This window comes from Bacillus cereus group sp. BfR-BA-01453 (assembly GCF_022662915.1).
Taxonomy (GTDB): Bacteria; Bacillota; Bacilli; order Bacillales; family Bacillaceae_G; genus Bacillus_A; species Bacillus_A paranthracis.
In genome coordinates this window covers 63,410-86,344 of record NZ_JAKUEN010000003.1, presented here as the reverse complement: position 1 = coordinate 86,344, position 22,935 = coordinate 63,410, and the positions used below count along the sequence as shown (strand labels likewise).

The window sequence follows — 22,935 nt, the reverse complement described above, 5'->3', positions numbered from 1 at the left end:
TTTTCCATCAATCCAAAGTATGAATGGGAATACGAATATAGTTTGGTCTTAACACCTTATTCTTTATGGAATAAGTGAATTTATTAAGCTACCAACAACAGCACAAAACAAAGACTAGACACATATCCTAATTTTGTAACCTAACTTACCTATAGAAAGGCGGATAATACAATTGACTGCCAACATCGACTATACCTCCCCCTCAACCAATTTTACTTATGATTTAAATAAAAGTAATTTTTTTCGGAAAGATGCCCAAAACTATATAAATGTACTTGGTATTAAACAATTAAATACTTTAGAAAATACTTCTTTATTAGATATTTATTTAAGTACAGGAAATGTTGTAGAACCACATATTCATCAAAATGCAGCTGAACTTGTTTATTGTATTTCAGGGTCTGCTGTTGTTTCTTTACTTAATCCATTTACGAATCAAATATTAAACTTACCGATAAAACCCGGGCAAGTTGCCAACATTCCACAAGCGTGGTGGCATTATGAAATTGCTACAGCAGATAATACTCATTTATTAGCTATTTTTAATGCTCCAACTCCAGAAGTTATTTTCGGCTCTGACATTTTAAGGTTAACTCCAGCTCATATGATGGCCCATACTTACTGTCTCAATGAACAACAATGGAAACAAGCGGTTTCCCCTATTCAATCCACTACAGTAATTGGTCCTCCGGCAAACTGCAATCAAAACCGTGAAATGAAAAATTATCCAACCCAGCCCCTCGCTCAACAACATAATCCGTATCACCAAGATTCTTACTACTTTCCTCTTTACTGGGGCTATTAATTTGTAAATTTTCAAAAGAATCATCATTTATCTCCTAGGAAAATGCCGAGGAGATTTTTTTATTGTATCTTCTCTTCCTATTAAAAATAGTAACAATTGATAGTGTACATACATATAATATTTATATATTAAATTGGAGGTGATAGTACTATGAGTAATTATAACTATCGAAAAAACTACTCTTATAATAAAAATAGTAGCTCTTCAGCATCCTCTCAATCTTCCAATTCTCAATCTTCCAATTCCCAATCGCAAAGAGACTTAACTCAGCAAGGCTATGTAAAGAAAAAAGGATGTAACTGTAATAAAAATAAATAGTTTATTTTATGGATGAATTCTTTTAAAAGAATTCATCTTTTTTGCTGATTGGAAATTTTTAAAGTTACATAACTTATTCCTTAAATGAGATAGGGTAAATTATACTTTTTATACGAACTTAACAAAGAGTAATTGTTCAATTTATTTATTACTTATTTTCCCCAAAAAATATAGTCCTTCCTAAATTTATTAGGAAGGACTATATGCAAACCCCTGTTTAATTTCCTACTAAATGTAACAAATTAAACGATATTAATACCTGCACTTACAAATCCAGCAACTGCAGCTATTGGACTTGCTGCTGTTAATGAAACATATACTAATATTTTATCCCCAGCAACTACTGGAACATTATATGCTTGGATTCCTGTTGCTGTAGTACCAATTGCTATTGCTGGTAATGTTGGTGTTAATAATAGAGGTGGCGCTACTGGTGTAAACGTATTACTTGCAGCAGGTGCGATAAATATTTGCATCTGAATTTGAACAGGTGCTAATGGAGCTAACGCCGCTGTTGCACTAAAGAATCCTGCTAATGACGTGATAATTCCATCACGTGGTGCTACAAATGCATAATCACCTACAACACCTGGTAGTATTGTGAGAGTTCCTCCCACACCTGGAGCTATGCCAGGCTGACTAAATCCAAATCCAAGAAGAGTTCCTGTATTAGCTAATGCCGCATTAACTAAGAGAGCTGGTGTTGTACCTGAAGCGAATGGAATAATAGCTCCGCCACCAGTTGCACCAGTTGCTCCTGTTAAACCTGTTGCCCCCGTTGGGCCTGTTGCTCCCGTCGGGCCTGTTGCTCCTGCTAAACCTGTTGCTCCTGTTGCTCCTGTGTCTCCTGTTGGACCTGTTACTCCTGTTAAGCCTGTTGCTCCTGTTGGACCTGTTGCTCCTGCTAAACCTGTGTCTCCTGTTGGACCTGTTGGACCCGCAAGACCTGTATCCCCTGTTGGGCCTGTTGCTCCCGTCGGGCCTGTTGCTCCGCCTCCTGGACCTGTTGGACCTGTTGGACCTGTTGCTCCGCCTCCTGGACCTGTTGGACCTGTTGGGCCTGTTGCTCCTCCTCCTGGAGTAGCACCAATTAATTGAGTTAATAAGTTTAATAAAAGTTGTAAACTTGCAGGGTCAATAATTAAAGAGAAGAAGAATGGTGCAAGAGCACTGTAGAATTGTTGTAATAAAGAAAGTAATTGACCTAGATCTGGGTTAGGAGATTGTAGTAAATTAATAATACTTTGAATTAATTGTTTTAAGAAATTCCCTTCTGGAGAAGGTGCTAATTCATTTAGTAAGTTCAATAGTTGAGTAAACAAATTGAGTAAAGCTAATCTGTTTGCATCACTTGGATTTGCAAAAAACGCTGCAATAGCCGCTATTAAAGAGTTTAGTAAAGTAATTAATCTACCTAATTGCTCACTAGTAATTGGAACTGTTTGTGGATTGTTACAGCAATCTGGAGTGAAAACAATCGGATTATTGCAGTGGTTATGACCGAAACAATTATTGTTTGTCATTTATGTCCTCCTTACTTGTTTTATATTTGAGTGTTTTCCTATTATAAGAACTATAAAATTGTGTATCGGTTTCATTCACTTAAAATAGGAAACATGAATTATAATTAAACTGAAAGAACGATATTTAATTATGTTCATGACTCACATATTAATTATATGTTTTTAATAATTGACTGCTTAGATTAAACACCTAAACTTAAAAGTTTATTTTATTTTTCCACGTTTATCTCTTAGGTTTAAAAGCACATTTTAATATTAAAACTAAGCATTAGCATATAACCAATAACTTACAAATAATAAGTAATAACACCACCTTTTCAAATAAATAACAATAATATCTTTACTTAAATTGTGTTCCCTCTATTATCATAAAGCCGTTTCTATTATCAAAAACTCTCATACAATATAGTGGACAAGTTATTGTATACTTCGTTCCCAAAAAACAATATAGGGAGTGAGAATTAATTGCCAATTATTCAACCATTTATGGCATCTAGAAGATTTACATCTACATTAGGAGCTGGTACAGGAACAGGTGCAGCTTTTGCAATTGCTGCTACAGCTTGTTTAAACGATGCTGGCACTACTGCAACTGCTTTTCCGACTTTTACGTATTACAACTTATATGTAAACGGCATTCTTCAACCTAGTGTGAACTCCAGTGTTACTACTGGACCTACTGGTGCTATTACAATTCCTGGCGGAGATGCATTAGACGGTGGAATTCCAATTACAATCGAATTTATCGTCACTTAGTTTTAACTATTTTAATGTAGAGCAAAAAGACAGATCCTTCTTATTTAAGAATCTGTCTTTTTTAATTAATAATGATAAATTGTAAAATAATTGAAGAACCTTGTGGTGGTGGTTGATTATCTAATAAAGTTAGCTGGCCAGTACTAACCTGATATAATGGCTGTGGTTGAAGTATTCCATTAATAAACAAATTAATGTACGAAACCTCATCAGGAGATAATATGTGAGTTGTACCATATTGAGCTAGCCCATCTGAATCTGTATATGTAAGTTTTTCTCCATCTGAAAAAGTGTAAAATAATAAATTAGTTGTTGTTATGGGGCCAATAACGCCAGTTGGACCTGTTGCCCCTGTTACTCCTGTTGCTCCTGTTGTCCCTGTTGTCCCTGTTGTCCCTGTTACTCCCGTTGCCCCTGTTACTCCTGTTGCTCCTGTTGCTCCCGTTGTCCCTGTTGCTCCTGTTACTCCTGTTACTCCTGTTGCTCCTGTTGCTCGCGTTACTCCTGTTGCTCCTGTTGCTCCCGTTACTCCTGTTGCTCCTGTTGCTCCTGTTGCTCCTGTTGGAATATAAATTGGCGGAAGAACCGGAAAAGTAGGTCCAATATTCTCTGGTCTTACCATCCCTTTATTCAAAGATAATTTTTCATTACTGTTCAATTTACTACCTCATTCCACATTTTGTTTACTAATTAACAAAATAAAACCTCTATCATTTTAGTAAAATTCCATAACTACTTTTTCATACTCAAATGATTTTACATAAAGTAAACTTTTTACCGTTACTATAACTAGTAGTATTAATATAATAAAATGATAGTTCCATTCCAAAATACTAAATCGGTTACATTTTAATTTGAAAATGAGGTGATTTATATTCAAGATAAGAATGAAAAAATGAAAAAAGGACTATTATCAATAGCTCTTGAAATTATACTTCCATACAGGCTTACAGGTCCTACTGGGCCTACAGGCACCACTGGACCTACAGGCATCACCGGGCCTACAGGCATCACCGGGCCTACAGGCATCACCGGGCCTACAGGCATCACCGGGCCTACAGGCATCACCGGGCCTACAGGCATCACCGGGCCTAATATTACAACAAACTCCATGTTCGCTAATAATACGTCAGGTGGTCCCATTTCAGTTATATTAGGCGGAACTAATATTCCACTTTCTAATAACCAAAGTCTCGGTAATTTTACAGTGAATGCTTCAAATGATATATTTACAATTCCTGTTACCGGGAGATATTATTTAACCTATCAAGTTAATACAACAACTGCACTACTTGCTGGTACAAGGCTACTATTAAACTCTTCGACTCCACTTTCCGGATCTATTTTTTCTCCCGCATTATCAACTTCAAATTATAATAATAATTTAATAATTAATTTAACTGCTGGTAATACAATTTCACTTCAACTATTCGGCGTATTATCCATAGTTAATTTAGTTGGAGGTGGTTCAACAGGTGCCTCTTTAACAATTATACGAATCGATTAAAAAATGATTCATTCTTTTTATAATAATCATTCTTAAATGCTAAAATAGTAACTACTAGGTCATTCCTTTAGTTTATATTTTAATAACTTCACGTAAGTGATTATGCAATAAGAAATACTTTGTACTATATTCATAGTACAAAGTATCTATACTAAATTTTCCGTATATACATTATCAATTTACACTCCTCACCGCTAATGTTACATTGAACATGAAGATAGTTTCTCAAATGCGAACCATCTCAAAACATATTTGAGAAACATACTCCAATCCTATACGCGAGAGCAACACTATGTTGACACTCAAATGAGTGTCTTTTTTTGTGGATTATAAAAAATAAAAACCATCTCTTATAGATGGTTTTATCATTACGCCTTTCTTTGTTTTTCAAGGTAGCTGTAAATTTATGAAGTTGAATAATAAATAGTCATATTTAACCGGGTTTGCGTTCTTCCAAAATTACGATAGGAATGCGGTCTATCCGCCTTAAAGCGAATTGAATCCCCGCTATTTAATTTATACTGACAATCATTTATTTCAATTGTCAATTCCCCTTCAAACACCGTTATAAATTCTTCAGTCCCTTCTTTATGACCTTCCGAATTTAACTTTCCTTCTGTTTCAATTTCAACCGTATAGATTTCAAAGTTCCTATCATCTTGGAAAGGAAAAGAAGGATACACTTTATATCTTCCATTGTCTTCTGATAATACTTGAACATCATTTCGTAAAACAACTTTCGTATCCGGTTGCGGATTATTGATTAAAGAAGTAAAAGACACTTTCAAACCATTCGCAATTTTCCATATCGTTGTTAATGTTGGACTTGACTCTCCACGTTCAATTTGTCCAATCATCGTTTTACTCACACCTGTTAATTGGGAAACCTTTTCTAAACTTAATTTTTCTTTTTCTCGAATTGTTTTTAAATTTTTCGCCAGAATAAGTTGAATTTCTTCCATAAGAAACACTCCTACACTATATACAATATAACGACCGTTATGTATAATAAAAAGCACACGTTATATAGTTCTTTTCAGTCATTATAACATACAAAATACTTAGGGGGTTTTGAAATGCCTATATTTTCTTTTTTGTTATTTGTTTTTATAAGTAGCTTCACACCTGGACCTAACAATTTTTTAGCTATGACATACGCTAATCAACATGGTTTAAAAAGGAGTATGCAATTTTGCTTCGGAGTAGCTTTCGGTTTTTTCATCCTCACTTCCTTATGTAGTTTCTTTAATATTGTATTAATTAAAATCCTACCTATAATCGAATTCCCTTTAAAAATCTTAGGTGTAGCATATATGCTATATTTAGCTCTTAAAATACTCACAAGTAAAACTAGCATAAATCCCGATGAAAAATATAATAAAAATTTATTTACAGTTGGGATTTTCCTTCAGTTTATTAACCCTAAAGGAATACTATTCGGACTAACTGTAGTATCAACTTTTATTCTTCCTTACTACAATTCATATTCAAGTTATCTACTTTTTTCATTATTTCTAGGTGTAGTTGGATTAATGAGCACATTTAGTTGGACATTATTCGGTTCCATGTTTCAAAAAATTTTGTTGAAGCATACTAAATCATTTAACATCATTATGGCCGTTTTATTAGTTTTCAGTGCGCTTTCCATTATAACCAATTAAATTTCCTTTATTAAAAAAAGAGGATTACTCAATAAAAGTATCCTCTTTTTGAGGCCGAGTGATTTTTCTGTTTCACTAAAATAAAATTTTTACTTAACTTCATACCACCAGCCTCTACGCTCAAGGTAATCCGTCATTCCTTTAAGTTACAGCCTCTACTTTTTATCATTCATTTTAAAATCTCTTTATAATAATACAGAAAAATACGCTATAATATAAGTTATTGTTCTTTAGGAGGGGTTTAATGGCTGATAAGTATAAATTTTTAATTCTTGTTGTTACAGCATTTTTTTCTTTCTTTTCCTTAATAAAAGATTTCCGTAACACTTCAAAAAGTTTCTTTTGGGGAAGCTTTGCAATCCTAACAAGCTTTATATTATTATTAACACACGCTTTAGAGTTAACTCCAAGACTTCTCCATTCAGCCCAGATGGCTCTTGAGATTATTACAATACCTCGTAAATTATTGTTCCCGTCTGGCACTGAAGTTGCTAGTATTTGCTAACAATTCGTGTATCTAAAAAAATTCAAGTCTATATTTTTAATTATCTTTATAAATATAAAAATGCGGTTTCTCCTTTCTAGAGAAACCGCACCCTATCAAAAATTCTTCTTAAAATTTAAACTGACTCGTATACAGATCAAAGTAAAATCCTCTATCTTCCATGAGAGATTCATGGTTCCCTTTTTCCAAAATACTTCCATCTTTTATAACAAGGATTTGATCTGCTTTTTCAATCGTTTTCAGTCGATGAGCGATTACGAAACTTGTTCGACCTCTCATTAAATTGTTTAGTCCTTCTTGTATTTGTAATTCTGTTCTCGTATCAATATTAGATGTTGCTTCGTCGAGAATTAATATATCTGCATCTGCTAAAATTGCCCGTGCGATCGCAAGAAGTTGTTTTTGTCCTTGACTTAAATTCGATCCTTCTGAAGCAATTTTCGTTTCATATTGATTCGGTAAATGTTTTATAAAAGAATGTGCAGATGCTGCCTTAGCTGCATTGATTACCTCTTCATCACTAGCATCTAATCGGCCATAACGTATATTATCCATAATCGTCCCAGCAAATAAATACGTATCTTGTAAAACGACTCCTATTTTACTTCGCAACGAATTCATATCATATTCTTTTATGTTTTTTCCATCAATATGAATTTGCCCTTGCTGTATATCGTAAAAGCGCGTTAGCAAATTAATGATTGTTGTTTTACCCGATCCAGTTGGTCCTACCAAAGCAATTGTTTCCCCTGGCCGCGCTTTCAGACTCACTTCTTTTAAAATCGTTTTATTTTCCTCATATCCAAATGAAACATTCTCGAGTGCAACATGGCCTTGTAAATTTTGTACAACGAATGCATCTTTTTTATTTTTGATTTCCGGTACTTCATCCATAATTTCAAAGACACGTTCCCCACCAGCAACTGCCGCTTGAATCGTATTCATTAAAGTTGCGAATTGACTAAGTGGTCTTGAGAACTGACGAGAATAATTAATAAAAGCTGCAATGACACCTACAGTTGTCATTCCATTTAAAACCATTACTGATCCAGTTCCAATTACAAGTCCCATACCTAAGTTGTTAATAAAGTTCATACTTGGAAAAATAAAAGCTGAAAATGTATCCGCCTTCGTTGCTGAAACTCTTAGTTGTTCATTAATTTTATTGAAATTCTGTACGGTTTCTTTTTCTTTCCCATATAACGTTGTAACATCCGCTCCTGTTATAGCTTCCTCAATAAATCCATTTAATTCTCCTAAATCTTTTTGACGCTTTGCAAAGTTTTTACCACTATAAGCAACTAATTTTTTTGTAACGAAAAACATAATAGGTACTGTAATTAGTGTAACAATTGCTAAAATCCAATCTAATGCGAACATCGCAATTGTTACACCTATAAAGGTTAATGCTGATGAAATAATTTGTACAACACTTTGTGTCAACGCTTGATTCAAATTATCTATATCATTTGTTACACGACTCATTAAATCCCCTTGAGAACGTACATCAAAGAACCGTAAAGAAAGTGTTTGGATTTTCTCAAAAATATCTTGTCGTATTTTTTGTATCGTTTTTAATGCAACATTAACCATTACAAATGTTTGTAACCAAGTTAAGAATACTGTTACACCGTAAATCGCGATAAGTAACAAACACATTCTCGCCGTACCGCTTAAATCTTTCGGTACAATATATTGATCGATAATTACTCCCATTAAATACGGACCTAATAACCCAAGTAACGTCGTAACAAACACTAAAAATATAACGAACGTAAGAGCAGCCTTTTGATAGCCCATATAGTTCCATACTCTCATCACAGTTCCTTTCGTATTTTTAGCCTTCCCCATCTTTGTTGCGTTACGCCCACCTTTATTAGCAAATTGTCCTTGAAAATTACGCATGTTCTTTCCCACCTTCTTTATGTAAATTGCCACCTTGGGAAAGATAGATTTCTTGATAAACCTCACATTGTTCTAACAGTTCTTCATGTGTACCATCACCAACTAATTCACCGTTATCTAAAACGAGAATTTTATCAGCATCTATTATTGATGAGATTTTAGAGGCAATTAATAATGTTGTTGTTCCTTTATATTCTCTCCTTAATGCTGATTGAATGTTAGATTCTGATTTAGCATCAACTGCTGATGTAGAATCATCTAATACAAGAATAGATGGCTTTCTCACAAGCGCCCTTGCAATGGATACACGTTGTTTTTGTCCGCCTGATAAATTCGTCGCACCTTGTGTTACATGATATTGATAAGAATCTTCCAGTTTGTTAATAAACTCAGTCGCACAAGCTGATGAAGCCGCCACTTCCAGCTCTTCCTTCGTTGCATCTTCTTTTCCATAACGTAAGTTCTCTTCTATACTACCTGAAAACAACAATGCCTTTTGAGGTACGAACCCGATTGAACCACGAAGTTTTTGTAAATTGTATGCCTTAACATTTATTCCATCAATACATATTTCACCTTGATCAACATCGTATAAGCGTGGTAACAATTTTGCTAAAGTAGATTTACCACTTCCTGTAGAACCGATAACCCCTACTTTTTCACCTTTACATATGCGAAATGAAATATCTTTTAAAACATATTCATTATTTTTCGTATAACTATAACTAACATTTTTAAAATCAATATTTCCCTCAATTTCCTTAGGTACAAGCGCATTTGTTTCGCTCGTAATATCAACCTCAGTATGTAAAACTTGCTGTACTCGATCCGCAGATGGAAATGCTCGCGCGATTTGCATAAATACCATACTGATAGACATAAGTGCCATTAAAATAATATTCAAATAATTTATAAACGCTAATATAGCTCCTACTTGAAGAGTCCCGTTAAATACTTTTTCTCCACCAATCCATAATGTTGCGACAATCCCTCCGCTTACAACTAACATTATGATTGGCATCATTAAGGAAATAAGCTGCACCGCTCGAATATTTATCTTCGTTAAATTTGTATTAACATTTCCAAACTGATTAATTTCATATTTTTGTCTTACATACGCTTTAATAACACGTACTCCAGATAAATTTTCTTGTAACTTTGTATTCACTTTATCTAATGCTTCTTGCACCTTTTTGAACGTCCCGCTCGCTTTACTCGCAATGAATATAATCGCAAGTAATAAAATTGGAACGACTACGAGTAATATAGGAAATAACTCGCGTGCTGTTACAAAAACAATTATGATACTTCCGATAAATAACAAAGGACCACGAACGAGAACACGTAATGTCATCGTCATCGCCGATTGAATAGATGTAATATCATTTGTCACTATCGTTAATAACTTTCCAGTTCCAAACGAATCACGATTTTCACTAGAAAATGTTTCTATTTTCGCAAACACATTTTTTCGTATGTCAGTAGCGAAATTAACAGCTGCTTTTGTAGAATACATCATACAGCCAAGCCCTCCAACTAAACCGAGTACTGCAGCTCCTATCATAAGAAGTCCCATTTTTATTACATAATTCATATCCCGATTTGCTATCCCAACATCAATAATATGTTGCATAATAGTCGGTTGAATTAAGTCCATCGCAACCTCAAGTACCATAAATAGTGGTCCAATAATAGCGAAGAACATGTATGGTTTTAAATACTGTAATAATTTACGAAATGATTTCATACATAATCTCCTTTTCCCATGAAATTACCCCCGAATAACTCATATCCCTCCTTATTTAAGCGCTGTAGTTTGTAATTTCTTTCTTATTCCTATTATATTATGTAAATTAATATTTAACATTATTAAATGATAAGCATTAATGACTTTACGGTCAATAAATGTGCTTTTTATTATATACATATAAAAACCGCATTCCTAATGAAAAGAATACGGTTTTTCATCTATATTTTTTCAGTTGTAAACTCTAAAAACTCAGTCTCAAATCCATTATTTTTAGACGGACTACACGTGTAAAAACCTATTTTAATAGGCTTATTTCCTATATCCTCCATCAAATGAGCGATTCTTATTTGTTCCCATTGGTGGATCTTCTTCACATATATTGTATAATCACCACGTTTACGAACAATTCGAAAACGAAGTTGCTCGTTAGCTAATTCTGTCGGAAAGTCTTGCGTGGACCAATCGGAATATCCATTATTCGTTACGACAGCTCCTAAATGAGATGGACCATCTGGAATATATTCTAATGAAGTTTTCAGCCAACACTTTTCCGAAATCATAACAAAAAGACCAGCTTGATCGAATTTTGAATTTGGATTCATACGCAATTGAACTTCAGCTTGAAAGTCTGTCATCGTCTCTGTATAAAATACATGACCATTCATTACTTCGAATCCATAATGTGTTTTAAGCCAAAAATCTGTTTCGGCTTTCGAGCGGACAATAAGCGCATGATTGTTATTAAGCTTATAATATTCAGGTACATTCATTATAGTAAGTTGCTCAATATGTTCTGGTATATGTGATATTTTCATAGTTCCTCCCTATATAAAGCATCTATATACATATTTAAAATTCTACTAATACTGGGAATTTATAACCTTTCAAATCCAACTCTCTATTACTTCGAATCATTAAATACTTACTTGACTGTAATTCTGTAAACTGTACATCCTCAACCCCTAATTGATCTGGAGAGAAGTAAAATTCGATTTCTGTAAATCTTTCAGCAATTTCCCCGCATATTTCATCTAAAACTGGAATTACTGGTGCAAACACTCCATATAATTTCAACTTTTCATTATCTACTTCATACACAATTAGAGCATCTAGCTTCTCTGAATAATACAATTTTCCATTCCATTCCGAATCATACATATTCAAATAAAACGAAGGACGGAAGTTTAATGTTGAAAAATTATTTGAAAGTCTTTGGCTACTATCTATAATTTCATGTATTAATTTTCTATCCTCTTCCATATAATAATCTAGCTCTCTAAGTAAGGAATCATTATTATTCTTTTTATCATATGGAATAGTCATCAAATACTCCTGCACAACTTTAAAACCATATGATGTATATAGTTCAGGTTTTTCCGTAAACAATAATGTGCATTCACATTTCTTATCGATTTCTTCTATCATTTTACTCATTAATTGTGTCATGAGTCCTTGTCTTCGAAAATTAGGGTGTGTCATTACCGATTGAATGCCTGCTGCATTTATTCTTTCACCATTCACTAGCAATGGTAACGAGAATACCGCAACGTTTGCAATCGCTTTATCTTCTTGTAAAAATGATAAAGCTTTATATGTATCATCCCAATAACCTCTCTCTGAAAAATCATGCAATGTTTGACTTGAAATCCCAAACACTTCTTCAAATAAAGGAAATAACTGCTCTCTTTTCGGTTCTTCTAAAAGAAGTTTTTCAAAACTTTCAACATTCCCCATGTTGTCCCTCCATATGTTAATTCCATCAAATTAGATATAGTTGTAGAACCTGCTCTTAAAGTAATAGGTCTTACCAATCAATATACTATCATAAAATATAAAAAAAAAGTCTAATTAATTTTATGTTTCGACTATTCGAAAATAAGTCGAATAAAACAATATTAGGATTTTTGAATATTAATGAGTTTATTATATAAAAATAGCGCTTTCTAATTAGCTTTTACTAATAGAAATACACTATTTATAATAAAAGATTTTTATTCTTTTATCCCTTCAAGTCTTTCCTTCGTATTAATTTCTTCTCCACTTATACGCTTTTCAAAAGACTTTCTCCAACTACTTGAAAGTGCATTTACTTCTAATATCCTTTTTACCCCTTCAATATTTTGCTTTTCCTTATGCATGATACGGTTAGCAAACGCTACTGAAACACCTTTTGGATCAGACTGTAGTCTTTTTAAAGTATCGACTGATGATACCCATCCTTCTTTTAATACACGAAAATAAAATCCTGTATATCCTGTTTCTTGAAAATATAGTGGTAACTTTGGAATATTATATTTTTTTGCTAATTTAAAACAAGGTTGCCTTGGCTGTGTTACCTGTACGATTGCCTGTCCTAGCTCAAACGTATCACCAATACAAACATCCTCTTCGCGCATACCACTAACTGTTATATTTTCTCCGAAAGCCCCATATACAAGATCTTGATTCAACTCTTTTTCCCAATATGGATAGTGATCACCAGTATAAACACAAACTGCTTTATCTACTCCTCCATGATGAACTAAGTCAGCTTGTCCATCCCCATTAAATTTTACAAAAGATAAATATACCGGTTCCTTTACTTGTTTCTTATTTATGCCTGTATGAATTACTTTTCCACCGTATGTAACCTCTTTTGGTAATCCTATATTTAAAGATAATAATTGATATTCATTAGCCATTCTATTTCCTCCTTTAAAGGTGTTACATGTATTTTCTCTCGGTTAATTTTTACAACCCTCTCTGTTATGTCAACTACCCCCACTGAGATAAAGCATTTCAGTGGGAGCTTGAGTTCGAACGCTAGGTCTTTTCGTCTATCGCTAGACAGTTTGACGCTCTAGCATTCATGCTACCTTATGGTAACACCCCAAGTCTGTTTTTGGTTGGTACTGACAACGAACGATTGTTTTCCCACTTGCACCACCCTTTCGAAAAGAGCAGTTCTCCCTTATGGAAGAAGCCACCACTCAGATGACTCCGGCGTGTGCTACAAGCCCCGACAAGTCAAGTACACATGGATGGTTGACGCACCCACTAAGCTATGCGCGAAGTAACAGCCTTACGTTTTTGCACTTCTAATAGAATCGGCGTTTTCACTTTCAGATTTTCATCCAATTCTACAACTTTTGATTTTTTCAATGTATTCAGCGCACCATTAATATCAGCATGGATACATGTTCCTGCTTTACTTTGATACAGACCACGCGTAATTCGTTTGCCGCTAAAGCGATACTGCGTCTTATCATCCTTAGACCAAACTGGAACCGGATCTTTGTCTAGAAAACTAGCTTTTGAAGTATAGCTTTCTTCTTGTTTGAAAAAGCGGATGCCTTCTTTTACACATTTATTCTCAATTGCTGCCATCAATTTTTGAAATGGGATTTGCACAAACTTTTGATTATTCTTTTTCCCCATATGAGAGTTTTGTTTCCAACCAGCGTTATACCCTATAACAATCGTATCTATATCGAATTCTTTCACTTTTTTGAACAACAGACCTACTGTTTGTGCAATGTAACCGTTTATTTGTCTTTCTCGTTTATGCCAAAGTGCGGCCATTTTATTCGTTACAATACGTTTTGAAATTCCATTGTCCATATTTTTCTGTTGGAGATTACATATCATTTTGTTGAAGTACTGGTTTATGGATTTTAGTTTTTTTCCATCAATTAAGAAGGTATCACCTGTATGGGTTACGCAACTTACTAATCTGTCTACACCTAAATCGCAACTCAAAGCGTTACTCGTAGTCGTGGATGGTTTCTTCATTTGAGAAACGTGCATTTCATATGTATAATGCACCTCAAAGAACCGACCTTTTTGCTTCGGTACAATCTCAATGTAGGAGATGTTTTTATTTCTTAAATTTTTTGGCATACGTATTTTAATAGAACCGAATTTTTTTCTGAATGCAACATTCATTGGAATGATCCAATACCCGTTCTCATCCACTTTTGGCACTTGATAGATTTCAATGATTCGCTTGTCAGTGGAACGAGAATAATTCGGAAACTTCGGACGACCTGTGAACTTCTCGGGATTTTTCTTCCACTGTTCCAATGCCTTAAAAAAGCTCTTCACTTCTGCATATAAGGCTCTGCGAATCGCTTGAACAGAGTTTGATTGAATGCCCGAGTAGTTCATATCATTTTGCATGGCAGTGTCCACTTCTTTGACAGTAGCCATCCTGTTATGATTCAAGTAACTTTGTTTCATCGTGTACAAGCCAACATTTCGCAACGCTTTTGAACTATGCGACATGCGCTGAAGTAAACGAAATTCTTTTGCAGTCAAGCAAGCCCGTCCAATATTCTGTTTCTGCGTGAATCGTTGCATGTTTTCTCTTTTCTTTTGTTTCCGTAATACTTTCATTGCTTTCTTTCTAGCCATTGTTTTCACCACCTTTCTTAGAGAGTTCATTACTTTTGATAAATCAATATTGGGAACGAAATGAAACAACATGCGAACATGTTCTTCATCGTAATTCCTTTTGACTCAAGCAGCTAAATGATAATGATAATCATCATTTAATTTCGTTGTCTTATAATCCATTCCCTCCTTATCTACGCAGATTATATCGTAAAACGAAAAAAACATTAGCACTGGGAAAATTACTATGAGCGAAACAACAGAGTTCAGCCTACCTTCTGACGGCAATTCATCTCCACCTGAATTGTTGGGTTTCACCCGTAACACAAATCAGATGGAGTTTTCTTGCCGAAAAGGATAAAGATGATTATAAAATCTCTAAAATCATTGTTCAATTCAATTATTTATATAATAATGATAGGTATAACCTATTATTATACTTGAGGTGATTCCAATCGAATTACGACAACTTGAATACTTTTTAGCTGTTTCAAAAGAATTACATTTCACAAAAGCAGCTGAGAAATTAAATATTTCCCAGCCTTCACTAAGTCAACAAATACGTGCATTAGAGCATGAAGTAGGAATGCCCCTTTTCGATCGAGTTGGTAAAAAAATATCTTTAACCGAAGCTGGGAGGATTTTATTATTACATAGTAAAACAATTTTTCATGAAGTTGAACAAGCCCGTTCTGCTATTCAAGATTTAAACGGATTACAACAAGGTTCCTTAACAATCGGATCATTATTAACCTTCGTAAATTACTTACTACCACCAGCTATTTTAAATTTTAATAATTTATATCCCAATATAGAACTTTCTGTATTAGGACTTCGCACAGGAGATATTCGTGAAAAATTATTACAAAACGAACTAAATATTGGCATTACATTTCTACCGGTGCAAGATAAAGAAATTATTTCTATCCCTCTCTACAAAAGTGAACTTATAATAGTCGTACCAACTGGTCATCAATTAGCTGAACATAATCATGTATCTATTGCTGAATTACAGAACTACCCTTTCATTCTTTTACCTAAAAATTTCTTTTTAACCGAACTAATTACATCTCATTGTCAAAAATTCAACTTTAAACCAAAACCAATTTTAGAAATTAGTACAATGGAATCTTTAATCCAAATGGTTTCAAAAGGCATGGGAATTACAGTTTTACCAAAACCGTATATAGACTTTTTACAAAATACAAACATTCAAGCTATTAAAATAGAAAATCCTACTCCAACAATAGAAATAGGGCTTATTTATAGAAAAGATAAATATATGTGTGCTGCAACTCGAGAATTTATTAAACAATTGAAACTAACCGTACATTCTTTACAAAATTAAACGAACAAAAGAGATTATCCTATGAAGTCATTTCATAACGACTTAGTAGAATAATCTCTTTTCATAATGAAATAAAGTATTAACTATAAGTTTCAGTGTACCTTTTTGGAAATTGGAATATATTTTGTAAAATAAGCCCCAACTAACAATAATACGATTGAAAATAGCACTGTCAACATACCACCGAACTGAAACCAATATGCGAACAAATTAAAAATTGCAAGTGAAAAGAAACAAATTGAAGTTAATGCACTCTTCAATCCTTTTATTTCTGCTTTTTTTCTTTTTTGATACGCAATATACATGGAAACGGCTAAAAAAATGATAAAAACAATCATTAATAAAATGTTTAGCATCGGTAATCCCTCCAGTATAAATAACCTCCTTCGGTGCTACCATATTACCCCATTTACCCTTTTGGAATCAATTTATTATTCTCTTCCCTCCAAAAGTCAGTATAAGTTTTATTTTTAAAGTTCACGTTCACCTCAGAAAACGGCATACTTCCTCCAACTTTCAATGAGTACCAGTCGTTTAAAAGTGGAGACCCGAAACAAATATTCATTGTGCATTCATGCAAATCAAACAATACGGAATGTAAAGTTCCAAACCATTCTTCATAATTATGCACCGTCAGCCCGGCAGGATATTCTTTTTGTACTAATCCTTTTAAAGACTCTATACTCACTTGTTCATTTCGATTTAAATGTTCATACAATGTGTGATATCGGTTTGTAGATTGTTCTAATCTTCTATTACTCAGTTTTTGAATAGGTAAACTGATTGCATGGTTTGTTGATACGATAAAATCTTGGCTTTCCTCATCAATTGAAGTTATTGATTTATATCCGTCAAATATTTCAATACGTGCTGCGTCTAATGAATCTGCTACTATTAAATTTATATTACTAGCAATCGGTATTTCTTCTAATAGTGACTTAGCCTCCTGCACATTTTTGCATTTCTCCAATAACAGTCGAATTACTGCAAAACATTGTAAACCACTTACTACTGGCTTTCGTAGACCTTCAATATTTCCTACTGGTTGACCACATGCTGAAAATGTAACAGCTAATCCATGCTCGTTAACCCCTTCCGTTCGGCCAAAATATTGAGTAGAAAAGCCACTATGTGCATACGCACCTTCAACATGAGTTGAACAAAAACGCATATCATCTATTTTTGGTGACAAATCATAATTTCTTAATACATAAGTATGCTTTAAATCTGTCTTTTTAGGTAAAACAGCACAATGGCTACAACCTGCTTTTAATAGTGTTTGATAATAATACATCATATTTTCAGATGGAATTTTTAATACTTCACAAAATCCTTCAATCTCTTCATTAATTCCTGGACAATAATTATGTAATATGTTCCTAGATTCTGTCCAATGCTGATGCGATATTAAATTTTCTTTTTGTATAAATTGCGGAATAAGGTAAGGATGTTGTTTTACAAATTCCCCTTGTTGCTTACCAATTTTATAATGACTTCCTTTGAGCGATGAAAAATACCCCTTTACTTGATACATCTAATTCCCCCTTATTGAATTTATCCATATCATACCAATTAAACTTTATTCATTCTTGATGTTTTTTACTGTCTTTCCTTAACACCCTCCCGTTTCAAAATCTCAACTTCATATTTTCTATTTTCTAAACCACATATGTATTTCCTCATATTATATTTCTTTTCTTTATAAATTGAAAGATTATTCTGTAAAAACCCCCATCTTTTTCAAATGCCATCCACCTCTAAGCATTTCGTTTTAAATTTATAAAAATATATGCTAGCCTAAATATAAAGGAGATGAATAAATATGAGTTTATTGCATAACGGTTTAACATTTTTAAACTTTGATGATACGTATTTATTACAAAATAAACTACATTCTTATTCACATGAAGATATTGATTTTACTCATTTAGAACACGCAAATCTATATTGCGAAAACACTTCTTTAATGCATATAAAAAGAGTATTAAATCGTAGAAAGAATAAAGGAATTACTTTTATAGGTTCTGGAAATTATCATTATGTATCTCATTTATTATTAGAAGAAATAGACAAACCTTTTACCCTTATACTATTTGATCATCATACTGATATGAACTTAAAGGAAGCAAATGAGCAGACTCTTATTTCCTGCGGATCTTGGGTATCATTTTCTCTTCGAAATAATGATAATTTAAAGAAGGTAATCATTATTGGGCCTTCTTCTCTTACAATTCATTCTAATGATTGTCCATACGTAGAAATTTTTCCAATTGATATATCACATGAAGTATCCATACATACAATACTTTCACATATTCATACAGAAACAATATATGTAAGCATTGATAAAGATGTTTTAGATCCAAAAGTTACTATTACCAATTGGGATCAAGGGCACATGAAATTATCTAGACTTTTACAATTTATTCATTCTCTAATTATGAATAAATCTATTTATGGTATTGATATTTGCGGTGAACTCCCAGTTTATCCTTCTCAACTTTTCTTACCTAAATATAAAAATGCTATTCAGAAAAATGAACAAGCAAACTTACAAATTTTAAAAACAATTTATGAAACGAACTTACATATTCAATATGCATAAAAAGAACGAGTACCTTATAAGGTACTCGTTCTTTTTATGCGCGATTTTCTTTTAACCACTTCGTAATCGCATCTAATCTCGAAACATCAAAACGACTCTCTTCACACACATGTAAACTGTTTAAGTTATTTACAATTTCTAGTTCATTCGTTTTTACACTTTTCGCTTCAATTATTTTGCAGTACCCGTCTGTAATGGCATTTAAATTTTCATAATAACGTTGAAACGATTTTGATATATGTAAATGTTTTTCAAAGTTTCTTCTTCTTTTTGTCTCGTCAAATTCTTTCCGTTTTCTAAGTTCTTCATCATTCGTATATAAATAAAAATATTGATCAGGAAAACCAATTTCCCTATTAATCAGCTTTTCTTTATAAAAGTTTTCTATTAAAGATAATGGCTGATCAAATATTTCAAAATGGAAACACCAATTATAACTAAGCGGCTGATAAATGTCTCCATCAAGTATTATTAATTTATATTGCTCTGACTTCTGCATTGCTATTTTCCAGCGCTCTACTTGTTTTTCAAAATACCATGTTCTATGTTCATTTTTTGGTCTTTCAAATAATAAATTCACTTCAGGTATAATATAAGCACCATAATTCTTTTCTAACTCACGACACGTTGTGCTCTTACCAACCGCACTCGCTCCTTCAAACGCTATAATCCCCATAGTTTCTCCCTCTTTCATTAACTAAAATCTCGTTGTTTCGATTTTCTCCCCCATAACTGTTTCCATAAAACAATTGAAGCGATGGAGAGCATTATTGTTGTAATGATACTCCCCTCAATTCCGAATGAGCCTCCATGAAAGAGCTCCGATCCGTTTGCTACAGGTCTAAAAAGTGGTGTATAATACATCTCCATTCCACTAACCGCAAAACCGAATACGTTATATTGTGCCCAATTCCAAATGGAATGCCACGCACATATACCCCAAAGACTACTGTCTTTCAAAACGTAAAAAGCTGCAAACACACCTACTAATATTATATTCGATATTGAAAGAATTGTAATACCTGGATTTAGTAAATGAAGAAAACCAAATAAAAAAGAAGTTACAACAATACCGACCCATATACGGCTTCTAACAGAAAGAACCGGAAATAACCAACCTCGAACAACAATTTCTTCTGTCCCACCTTGTATTAAAAAAGCAACTAAAGAACCCACAATTCCAAGCATAGCGGTTGGTGTAATTTGTTGCATTTGTAGTTGTACATTTCCAGTTAATAAAAGTAGCAAGACTGGTATTGAAATGAAAACAAAACCTATTAATGCACCTTTCAAATATTTTCTTATCCATTGATTCCTCCAAAAGCCAATAGATGCAATTGATCTTTTTTCTACGAATCTAATCCATAAAAAAACAAAAAATATAGCACCCCCAAATGTCAATATCATCTCAATATTGCTATAAATCGCCTTCATTAAAAGTGTTTCTGCTTTCGGTAAAAACAACATAAATAACATAAACAATTCACCTAAAGTTAAAAATAAAATTGCAAGTATAACAGCGAATACTGGATGAACTTTTCTTCTTCCTTCTTTGGCTGCTTCCAATATTTTGAATTGAGTAGACTGCAATATTCTCGCCTCCTTAATAAATCAACAATATTCTTGTACTCTATATCGTTTCCTTAATACAAATCCTCAATAAAAATGTTCTCAGTTTAGCATAAACCAAAATTAGGAATAATATATAAATAAAAGAGATGTTTTTGTGTCTTTTACCATCCTATTTTAGACTGGTATTACCAGCACTTGCTATTTCCCACCATTTGTTGTAAGATAGTAATTAAGGTCAATTTAACAGTATATTTTCTTTGCATATTATCAAGTATCAATCAGGAACATTTTATATTCCTTATGGGTTTTTGATAATATGTGAAATTTTATTTTTCATTCAAATAAGGCCGAACATATTGTAATCTTTTTAATTTTTAGGAGGCATTACCATGACATTAACAGGTAAAGTAAAATGGTTTAACAGCGAAAAAGGTTTCGGTTTCATCGAAGTTGAAGGTGGCAACGACGTATTCGTTCACTTCTCAGCTATCACTGGCGACGGCTTCAAATCTCTTGACGAAGGTCAAGAAGTTAGCTTCGAAGTTGAAGACGGTAACCGTGGACCTCAAGCTAAAAACGTTGTAAAGCTATAATTCAAACAATAAAAAGGTTGTTACCAGCACGGTTAACAACCTTTTTAATATATAACTAAAATTTTTTACATAAAAGGAGTGGTTACATGTATCGCAATCGAAAGAACGATGTAGCAGAAGTACCACCAGAACAAACCCCTGTCTGGGAATGTGAAGCAGAGGATTGTTTAGGATGGATGAGAAAGAACTTTTCATTTGAAGAAGAGCCTAAATGCCCTTTATGTAAAAGTAGCATGAAAAGCGGAGAACGTTTATTACCTAAGTTAGGTTAATTTTTTACTTAACCCCTCTTATTTAAGAGGGGTTTTTTATTATAAATTTATATCTTCAACATCCGTTCGAACTATAGAATACAATAATGCATCATGTTGCTTATTTCCTTGATGAATATATCCACGTAATAATCCTTCTTTATGAAAGCCTATTTTAGATAACATTTTACAAGAAGTAACATTTTCAGGGTATGTAATAGCACCAATTCTAAATAAGCCTAAATCTTGAAATCCATAACGAATAATTTCCCTGGCTGCTTCTGACGCATAACCATTCCCCCAATAACGAGGATGTAAGTCATATCCAATTTCAGATCGTTTACTCCATAATTGTAAATTATTTAATCCAATTGTACCTATTAAAGTATTTGTTTCTTTTAATACAATCCCCCATCGTATTGCCTTTTTCTCAAAGTAATTTTTTGAAAAAGATTCAATCATACGTGAAGCTTGTCCAAACTCTGTAAAAGAATTCATACCGTAATAACACGTTACCTCATCCAATGAAAAGATTTCATATATTTTTTGACAATAAGATTGTTCTATTTCAACTAAACGCAAACGTTCTGTTTCTAATATAGGAAATGTCATAGGATCACTCCTTTCTTTCTACTTATTCATTATAGCAGAAAACATATTTATAATTAGGAAAGTCCTCAATGTCCCATTAATCAAATATTTCAAGAGTAGCCTACCCTCTTAATTCAATACGAACTAAGAGTAACCCTTCTTGCATTTACATGATGCGAAAAATAAAGAGATGATCATAGTACACTGATCATCTCTTTATTCCATACTCACTTTTCCCCTCTAAAACAACACCCTCCCCCATACATTTATGGTAAAATATAGTCAATACATTATTTTATTGTGGAGGTGTAAATTTCCTTTGTATATATTCATTGGTTTATCCCTCTTACTCATATTACTCATATTTTTATTCGCAAAAAAGTTCACTCCAAACTCATTCATGATGACTAGTTTTAAAGGCAATAGCTTTAAAACTTTTTCAATCGGTATTTTAATTGCAGCCACTCTTTCTCTTTCATATGGAATCTATCACGCAGCAACATATCAACCTAAACATCTAGATATCACATTACAAAATCAAAACTTTACTGTTTTCGGTAACGTCGGAGAACTTGGATATTTCTCAGAAGAATTACTAAAAAAAGATAAAGAAGTTAAGCTACATTTTGCCTCTTGGGAACCAATGCAATTAAATAATCCAGAAATAATAGTAAACTATCCTTCCGGTAAACAGGAAACATGGAAACCGAACATAACATTACTTCCTGCCAATAAATTAAAAGAGAAACATGGTATAAAAGAGCTTTATCAACTCTCATCATATTCATTTAAAGAATCCGGTAACATAACATTAATGATTACTGAGAATCATACAACGAATAAAAAGATCTCAATTCAAGTGAAATAAATAAAA

At 33.2% G+C, this 22,935-nt stretch carries 24 protein-coding genes and 1 pseudogene; 10 read left to right on the top strand and 15 right to left on the bottom strand.

The window, feature by feature from the left end; translation table 11 throughout:
• Nucleotides 1–172 precede the first annotated feature (172 nt).
• Nucleotides 173–805, top strand: coding sequence for a cupin domain-containing protein (locus MR070_RS07820; RefSeq protein ID WP_242260992.1), 633 nt, complete (start codon nt 173–175; stop codon nt 803–805).
• A 560-nt stretch (nt 806–1,365) separates the two neighbouring features.
• Here the strand turns inward: MR070_RS07820 and MR070_RS07815 are convergent.
• Nucleotides 1,366–2,646, bottom strand: coding sequence for an exosporium glycoprotein BclB-related protein (locus MR070_RS07815; RefSeq protein WP_242260991.1), 1,281 nt, complete (start codon nt 2,644–2,646; stop codon nt 1,366–1,368).
• A 465-nt stretch (nt 2,647–3,111) separates the two neighbouring features.
• On the opposite strand from MR070_RS07815, the gene MR070_RS07810 reads away from it, so the two are divergent.
• Nucleotides 3,112–3,402, top strand: coding sequence for a DUF4183 domain-containing protein (locus tag MR070_RS07810; RefSeq protein WP_001121647.1), 291 nt, complete (start codon nt 3,112–3,114; stop codon nt 3,400–3,402).
• A 61-nt stretch (nt 3,403–3,463) separates the two neighbouring features.
• Here MR070_RS07810 and MR070_RS07805 read toward each other — a convergent pair whose 3' ends face one another.
• Nucleotides 3,464–4,060, bottom strand: coding sequence for a DUF4183 domain-containing protein (locus tag MR070_RS07805; RefSeq protein ID WP_242260990.1), 597 nt, complete (start codon nt 4,058–4,060; stop codon nt 3,464–3,466).
• Nucleotides 4,061–4,267: 207 nt separating this feature from the next.
• On the opposite strand from MR070_RS07805, the gene MR070_RS07800 reads away from it, so the two are divergent.
• The gene (locus MR070_RS07800) at nt 4,268–4,909 is read left to right on the top strand and encodes a BclA C-terminal domain-containing protein (protein WP_070806007.1); all 642 of its coding nucleotides are present in this window, start codon (nt 4,268–4,270) and stop codon (nt 4,907–4,909) included.
• Nucleotides 4,910–5,313: 404 nt separating this feature from the next.
• Here the strand turns inward: MR070_RS07800 and MR070_RS07795 are convergent, their stop codons facing one another.
• A complete protein-coding gene (locus tag MR070_RS07795; protein WP_116777243.1) occupies nt 5,314–5,928 on the bottom strand; it encodes a helix-turn-helix domain-containing protein in 615 nt (204 codons plus the stop codon).
• Nucleotides 5,929–5,985: 57 nt separating this feature from the next.
• Between MR070_RS07795 and MR070_RS07790 the strand changes: the two genes are divergently transcribed.
• Nucleotides 5,986–6,570: a LysE family translocator gene (locus MR070_RS07790; RefSeq protein WP_242260989.1), complete on the top strand. Its 585-nt coding sequence runs from the start codon at nt 5,986–5,988 to the stop codon at nt 6,568–6,570.
• A gap of 89 nt (nt 6,571–6,659) precedes the next feature.
• On the opposite strand, the pseudogene MR070_RS27190 reads toward MR070_RS07790, so the two are convergent.
• A pseudogene (locus MR070_RS27190) lies at nt 6,660–6,716 on the bottom strand (N-acetylmuramoyl-L-alanine amidase C-terminal domain-containing protein); the annotation flags it as partial.
• A gap of 98 nt (nt 6,717–6,814) precedes the next feature.
• On the opposite strand from MR070_RS27190, the gene MR070_RS07785 reads away from it, so the two are divergent.
• On the top strand, nt 6,815–7,075 hold the full coding sequence (locus MR070_RS07785; RefSeq protein ID WP_044791133.1) for a hypothetical protein: 261 nt from the start codon (nt 6,815–6,817) through the stop codon (nt 7,073–7,075).
• 108 nt (nt 7,076–7,183) lie between these two features.
• Here the strand turns inward: MR070_RS07785 and MR070_RS07780 are convergent, their stop codons facing one another.
• The 6 genes from MR070_RS07780 to MR070_RS07755 all read right to left on the bottom strand — a co-directional run bounded on the left by MR070_RS07780 (nt 7,184) and on the right by MR070_RS07755 (nt 15,122).
• The gene (locus MR070_RS07780) at nt 7,184–8,980 is read right to left on the bottom strand and encodes an ABC transporter ATP-binding protein (RefSeq protein ID WP_001243540.1); all 1,797 of its coding nucleotides are present in this window, start codon (nt 8,978–8,980) and stop codon (nt 7,184–7,186) included.
• A complete protein-coding gene (locus MR070_RS07775) occupies nt 8,973–10,727 on the bottom strand; it encodes an ABC transporter ATP-binding protein (RefSeq protein WP_242260988.1) in 1,755 nt (584 codons plus the stop codon). Before MR070_RS07775 ends, MR070_RS07780 begins: the two co-directional genes overlap by 8 nt.
• A 221-nt stretch (nt 10,728–10,948) precedes the next feature.
• Nucleotides 10,949–11,545: a DUF1349 domain-containing protein gene (locus tag MR070_RS07770; protein ID WP_242260987.1), complete on the bottom strand. Its 597-nt coding sequence runs from the start codon at nt 11,543–11,545 to the stop codon at nt 10,949–10,951.
• Between the two features lie 34 nt (nt 11,546–11,579).
• Complete coding sequence (locus MR070_RS07765) at nt 11,580–12,464, bottom strand: GNAT family N-acetyltransferase (protein WP_139896395.1); 885 nt, start codon at nt 12,462–12,464, stop codon at nt 11,580–11,582.
• A gap of 257 nt (nt 12,465–12,721) precedes the next feature.
• Nucleotides 12,722–13,411 (bottom strand): MOSC domain-containing protein, encoded by a 690-nt coding sequence (locus MR070_RS07760; RefSeq protein ID WP_087963848.1) that lies wholly within the window; start codon nt 13,409–13,411, stop codon nt 12,722–12,724.
• A gap of 355 nt (nt 13,412–13,766) precedes the next feature.
• The gene (locus tag MR070_RS07755; RefSeq protein WP_242260986.1) at nt 13,767–15,122 is read right to left on the bottom strand and encodes an RNA-guided endonuclease TnpB family protein; all 1,356 of its coding nucleotides are present in this window, start codon (nt 15,120–15,122) and stop codon (nt 13,767–13,769) included.
• 424 nt (nt 15,123–15,546) lie between these two features.
• On the opposite strand from MR070_RS07755, the gene MR070_RS07750 reads away from it, so the two are divergent.
• The gene (locus tag MR070_RS07750) at nt 15,547–16,449 is read left to right on the top strand and encodes a LysR family transcriptional regulator (protein WP_242260985.1); all 903 of its coding nucleotides are present in this window, start codon (nt 15,547–15,549) and stop codon (nt 16,447–16,449) included.
• 92 nt (nt 16,450–16,541) lie between these two features.
• Here MR070_RS07750 and MR070_RS07745 read toward each other — a convergent pair whose 3' ends face one another.
• A complete protein-coding gene (locus MR070_RS07745) occupies nt 16,542–16,805 on the bottom strand; it encodes a hypothetical protein (RefSeq protein ID WP_000932119.1) in 264 nt (87 codons plus the stop codon).
• 53 nt (nt 16,806–16,858) lie between these two features.
• On the bottom strand, nt 16,859–17,983 hold the full coding sequence (locus MR070_RS07740; protein ID WP_242260984.1) for a C45 family autoproteolytic acyltransferase/hydrolase: 1,125 nt from the start codon (nt 17,981–17,983) through the stop codon (nt 16,859–16,861).
• A gap of 288 nt (nt 17,984–18,271) precedes the next feature.
• Here MR070_RS07740 and MR070_RS07735 point away from each other — a divergent pair, with 288 nt between their 5' ends.
• On the top strand, nt 18,272–19,054 hold the full coding sequence (locus MR070_RS07735) for an arginase family protein (RefSeq protein ID WP_242260983.1): 783 nt from the start codon (nt 18,272–18,274) through the stop codon (nt 19,052–19,054).
• Between the two features lie 34 nt (nt 19,055–19,088).
• On the opposite strand, the gene MR070_RS07730 is transcribed toward MR070_RS07735, so the two are convergent.
• A complete protein-coding gene (locus MR070_RS07730; protein WP_130983644.1) occupies nt 19,089–19,748 on the bottom strand; it encodes a nucleoside/nucleotide kinase family protein in 660 nt (219 codons plus the stop codon).
• A complete protein-coding gene (locus MR070_RS07725; protein ID WP_242260982.1) occupies nt 19,748–20,644 on the bottom strand; it encodes a CPBP family intramembrane glutamic endopeptidase in 897 nt (298 codons plus the stop codon). The genes MR070_RS07730 and MR070_RS07725 overlap by 1 nt, the downstream gene beginning before the upstream one ends.
• A 371-nt stretch (nt 20,645–21,015) precedes the next feature.
• Here MR070_RS07725 and cspD point away from each other — a divergent pair, with 371 nt between their 5' ends.
• Both cspD and MR070_RS07715 read left to right on the top strand, forming a co-directional pair.
• Nucleotides 21,016–21,219, top strand: coding sequence for a cold-shock protein CspD (cspD, locus tag MR070_RS07720; protein ID WP_000176368.1), 204 nt, complete (start codon nt 21,016–21,018; stop codon nt 21,217–21,219).
• An 86-nt stretch (nt 21,220–21,305) separates the two neighbouring features.
• Nucleotides 21,306–21,491 carry a cold-shock protein gene (locus MR070_RS07715; RefSeq protein ID WP_000286198.1) on the top strand — a complete coding sequence of 62 codons (186 nt, stop codon included), beginning with the start codon at nt 21,306–21,308 and terminating at the stop codon, nt 21,489–21,491.
• Nucleotides 21,492–21,530: 39 nt separating this feature from the next.
• Here MR070_RS07715 and MR070_RS07710 read toward each other — a convergent pair whose 3' ends face one another.
• Nucleotides 21,531–22,082, bottom strand: coding sequence for a GNAT family N-acetyltransferase (locus MR070_RS07710; protein WP_044791107.1), 552 nt, complete (start codon nt 22,080–22,082; stop codon nt 21,531–21,533).
• A gap of 298 nt (nt 22,083–22,380) precedes the next feature.
• On the opposite strand from MR070_RS07710, the gene MR070_RS07705 reads away from it, so the two are divergent.
• On the top strand, nt 22,381–22,929 hold the full coding sequence (locus MR070_RS07705; protein ID WP_138322014.1) for a hypothetical protein: 549 nt from the start codon (nt 22,381–22,383) through the stop codon (nt 22,927–22,929).
• The last annotated feature ends 6 nt before the right edge of the window (nt 22,930–22,935 follow it).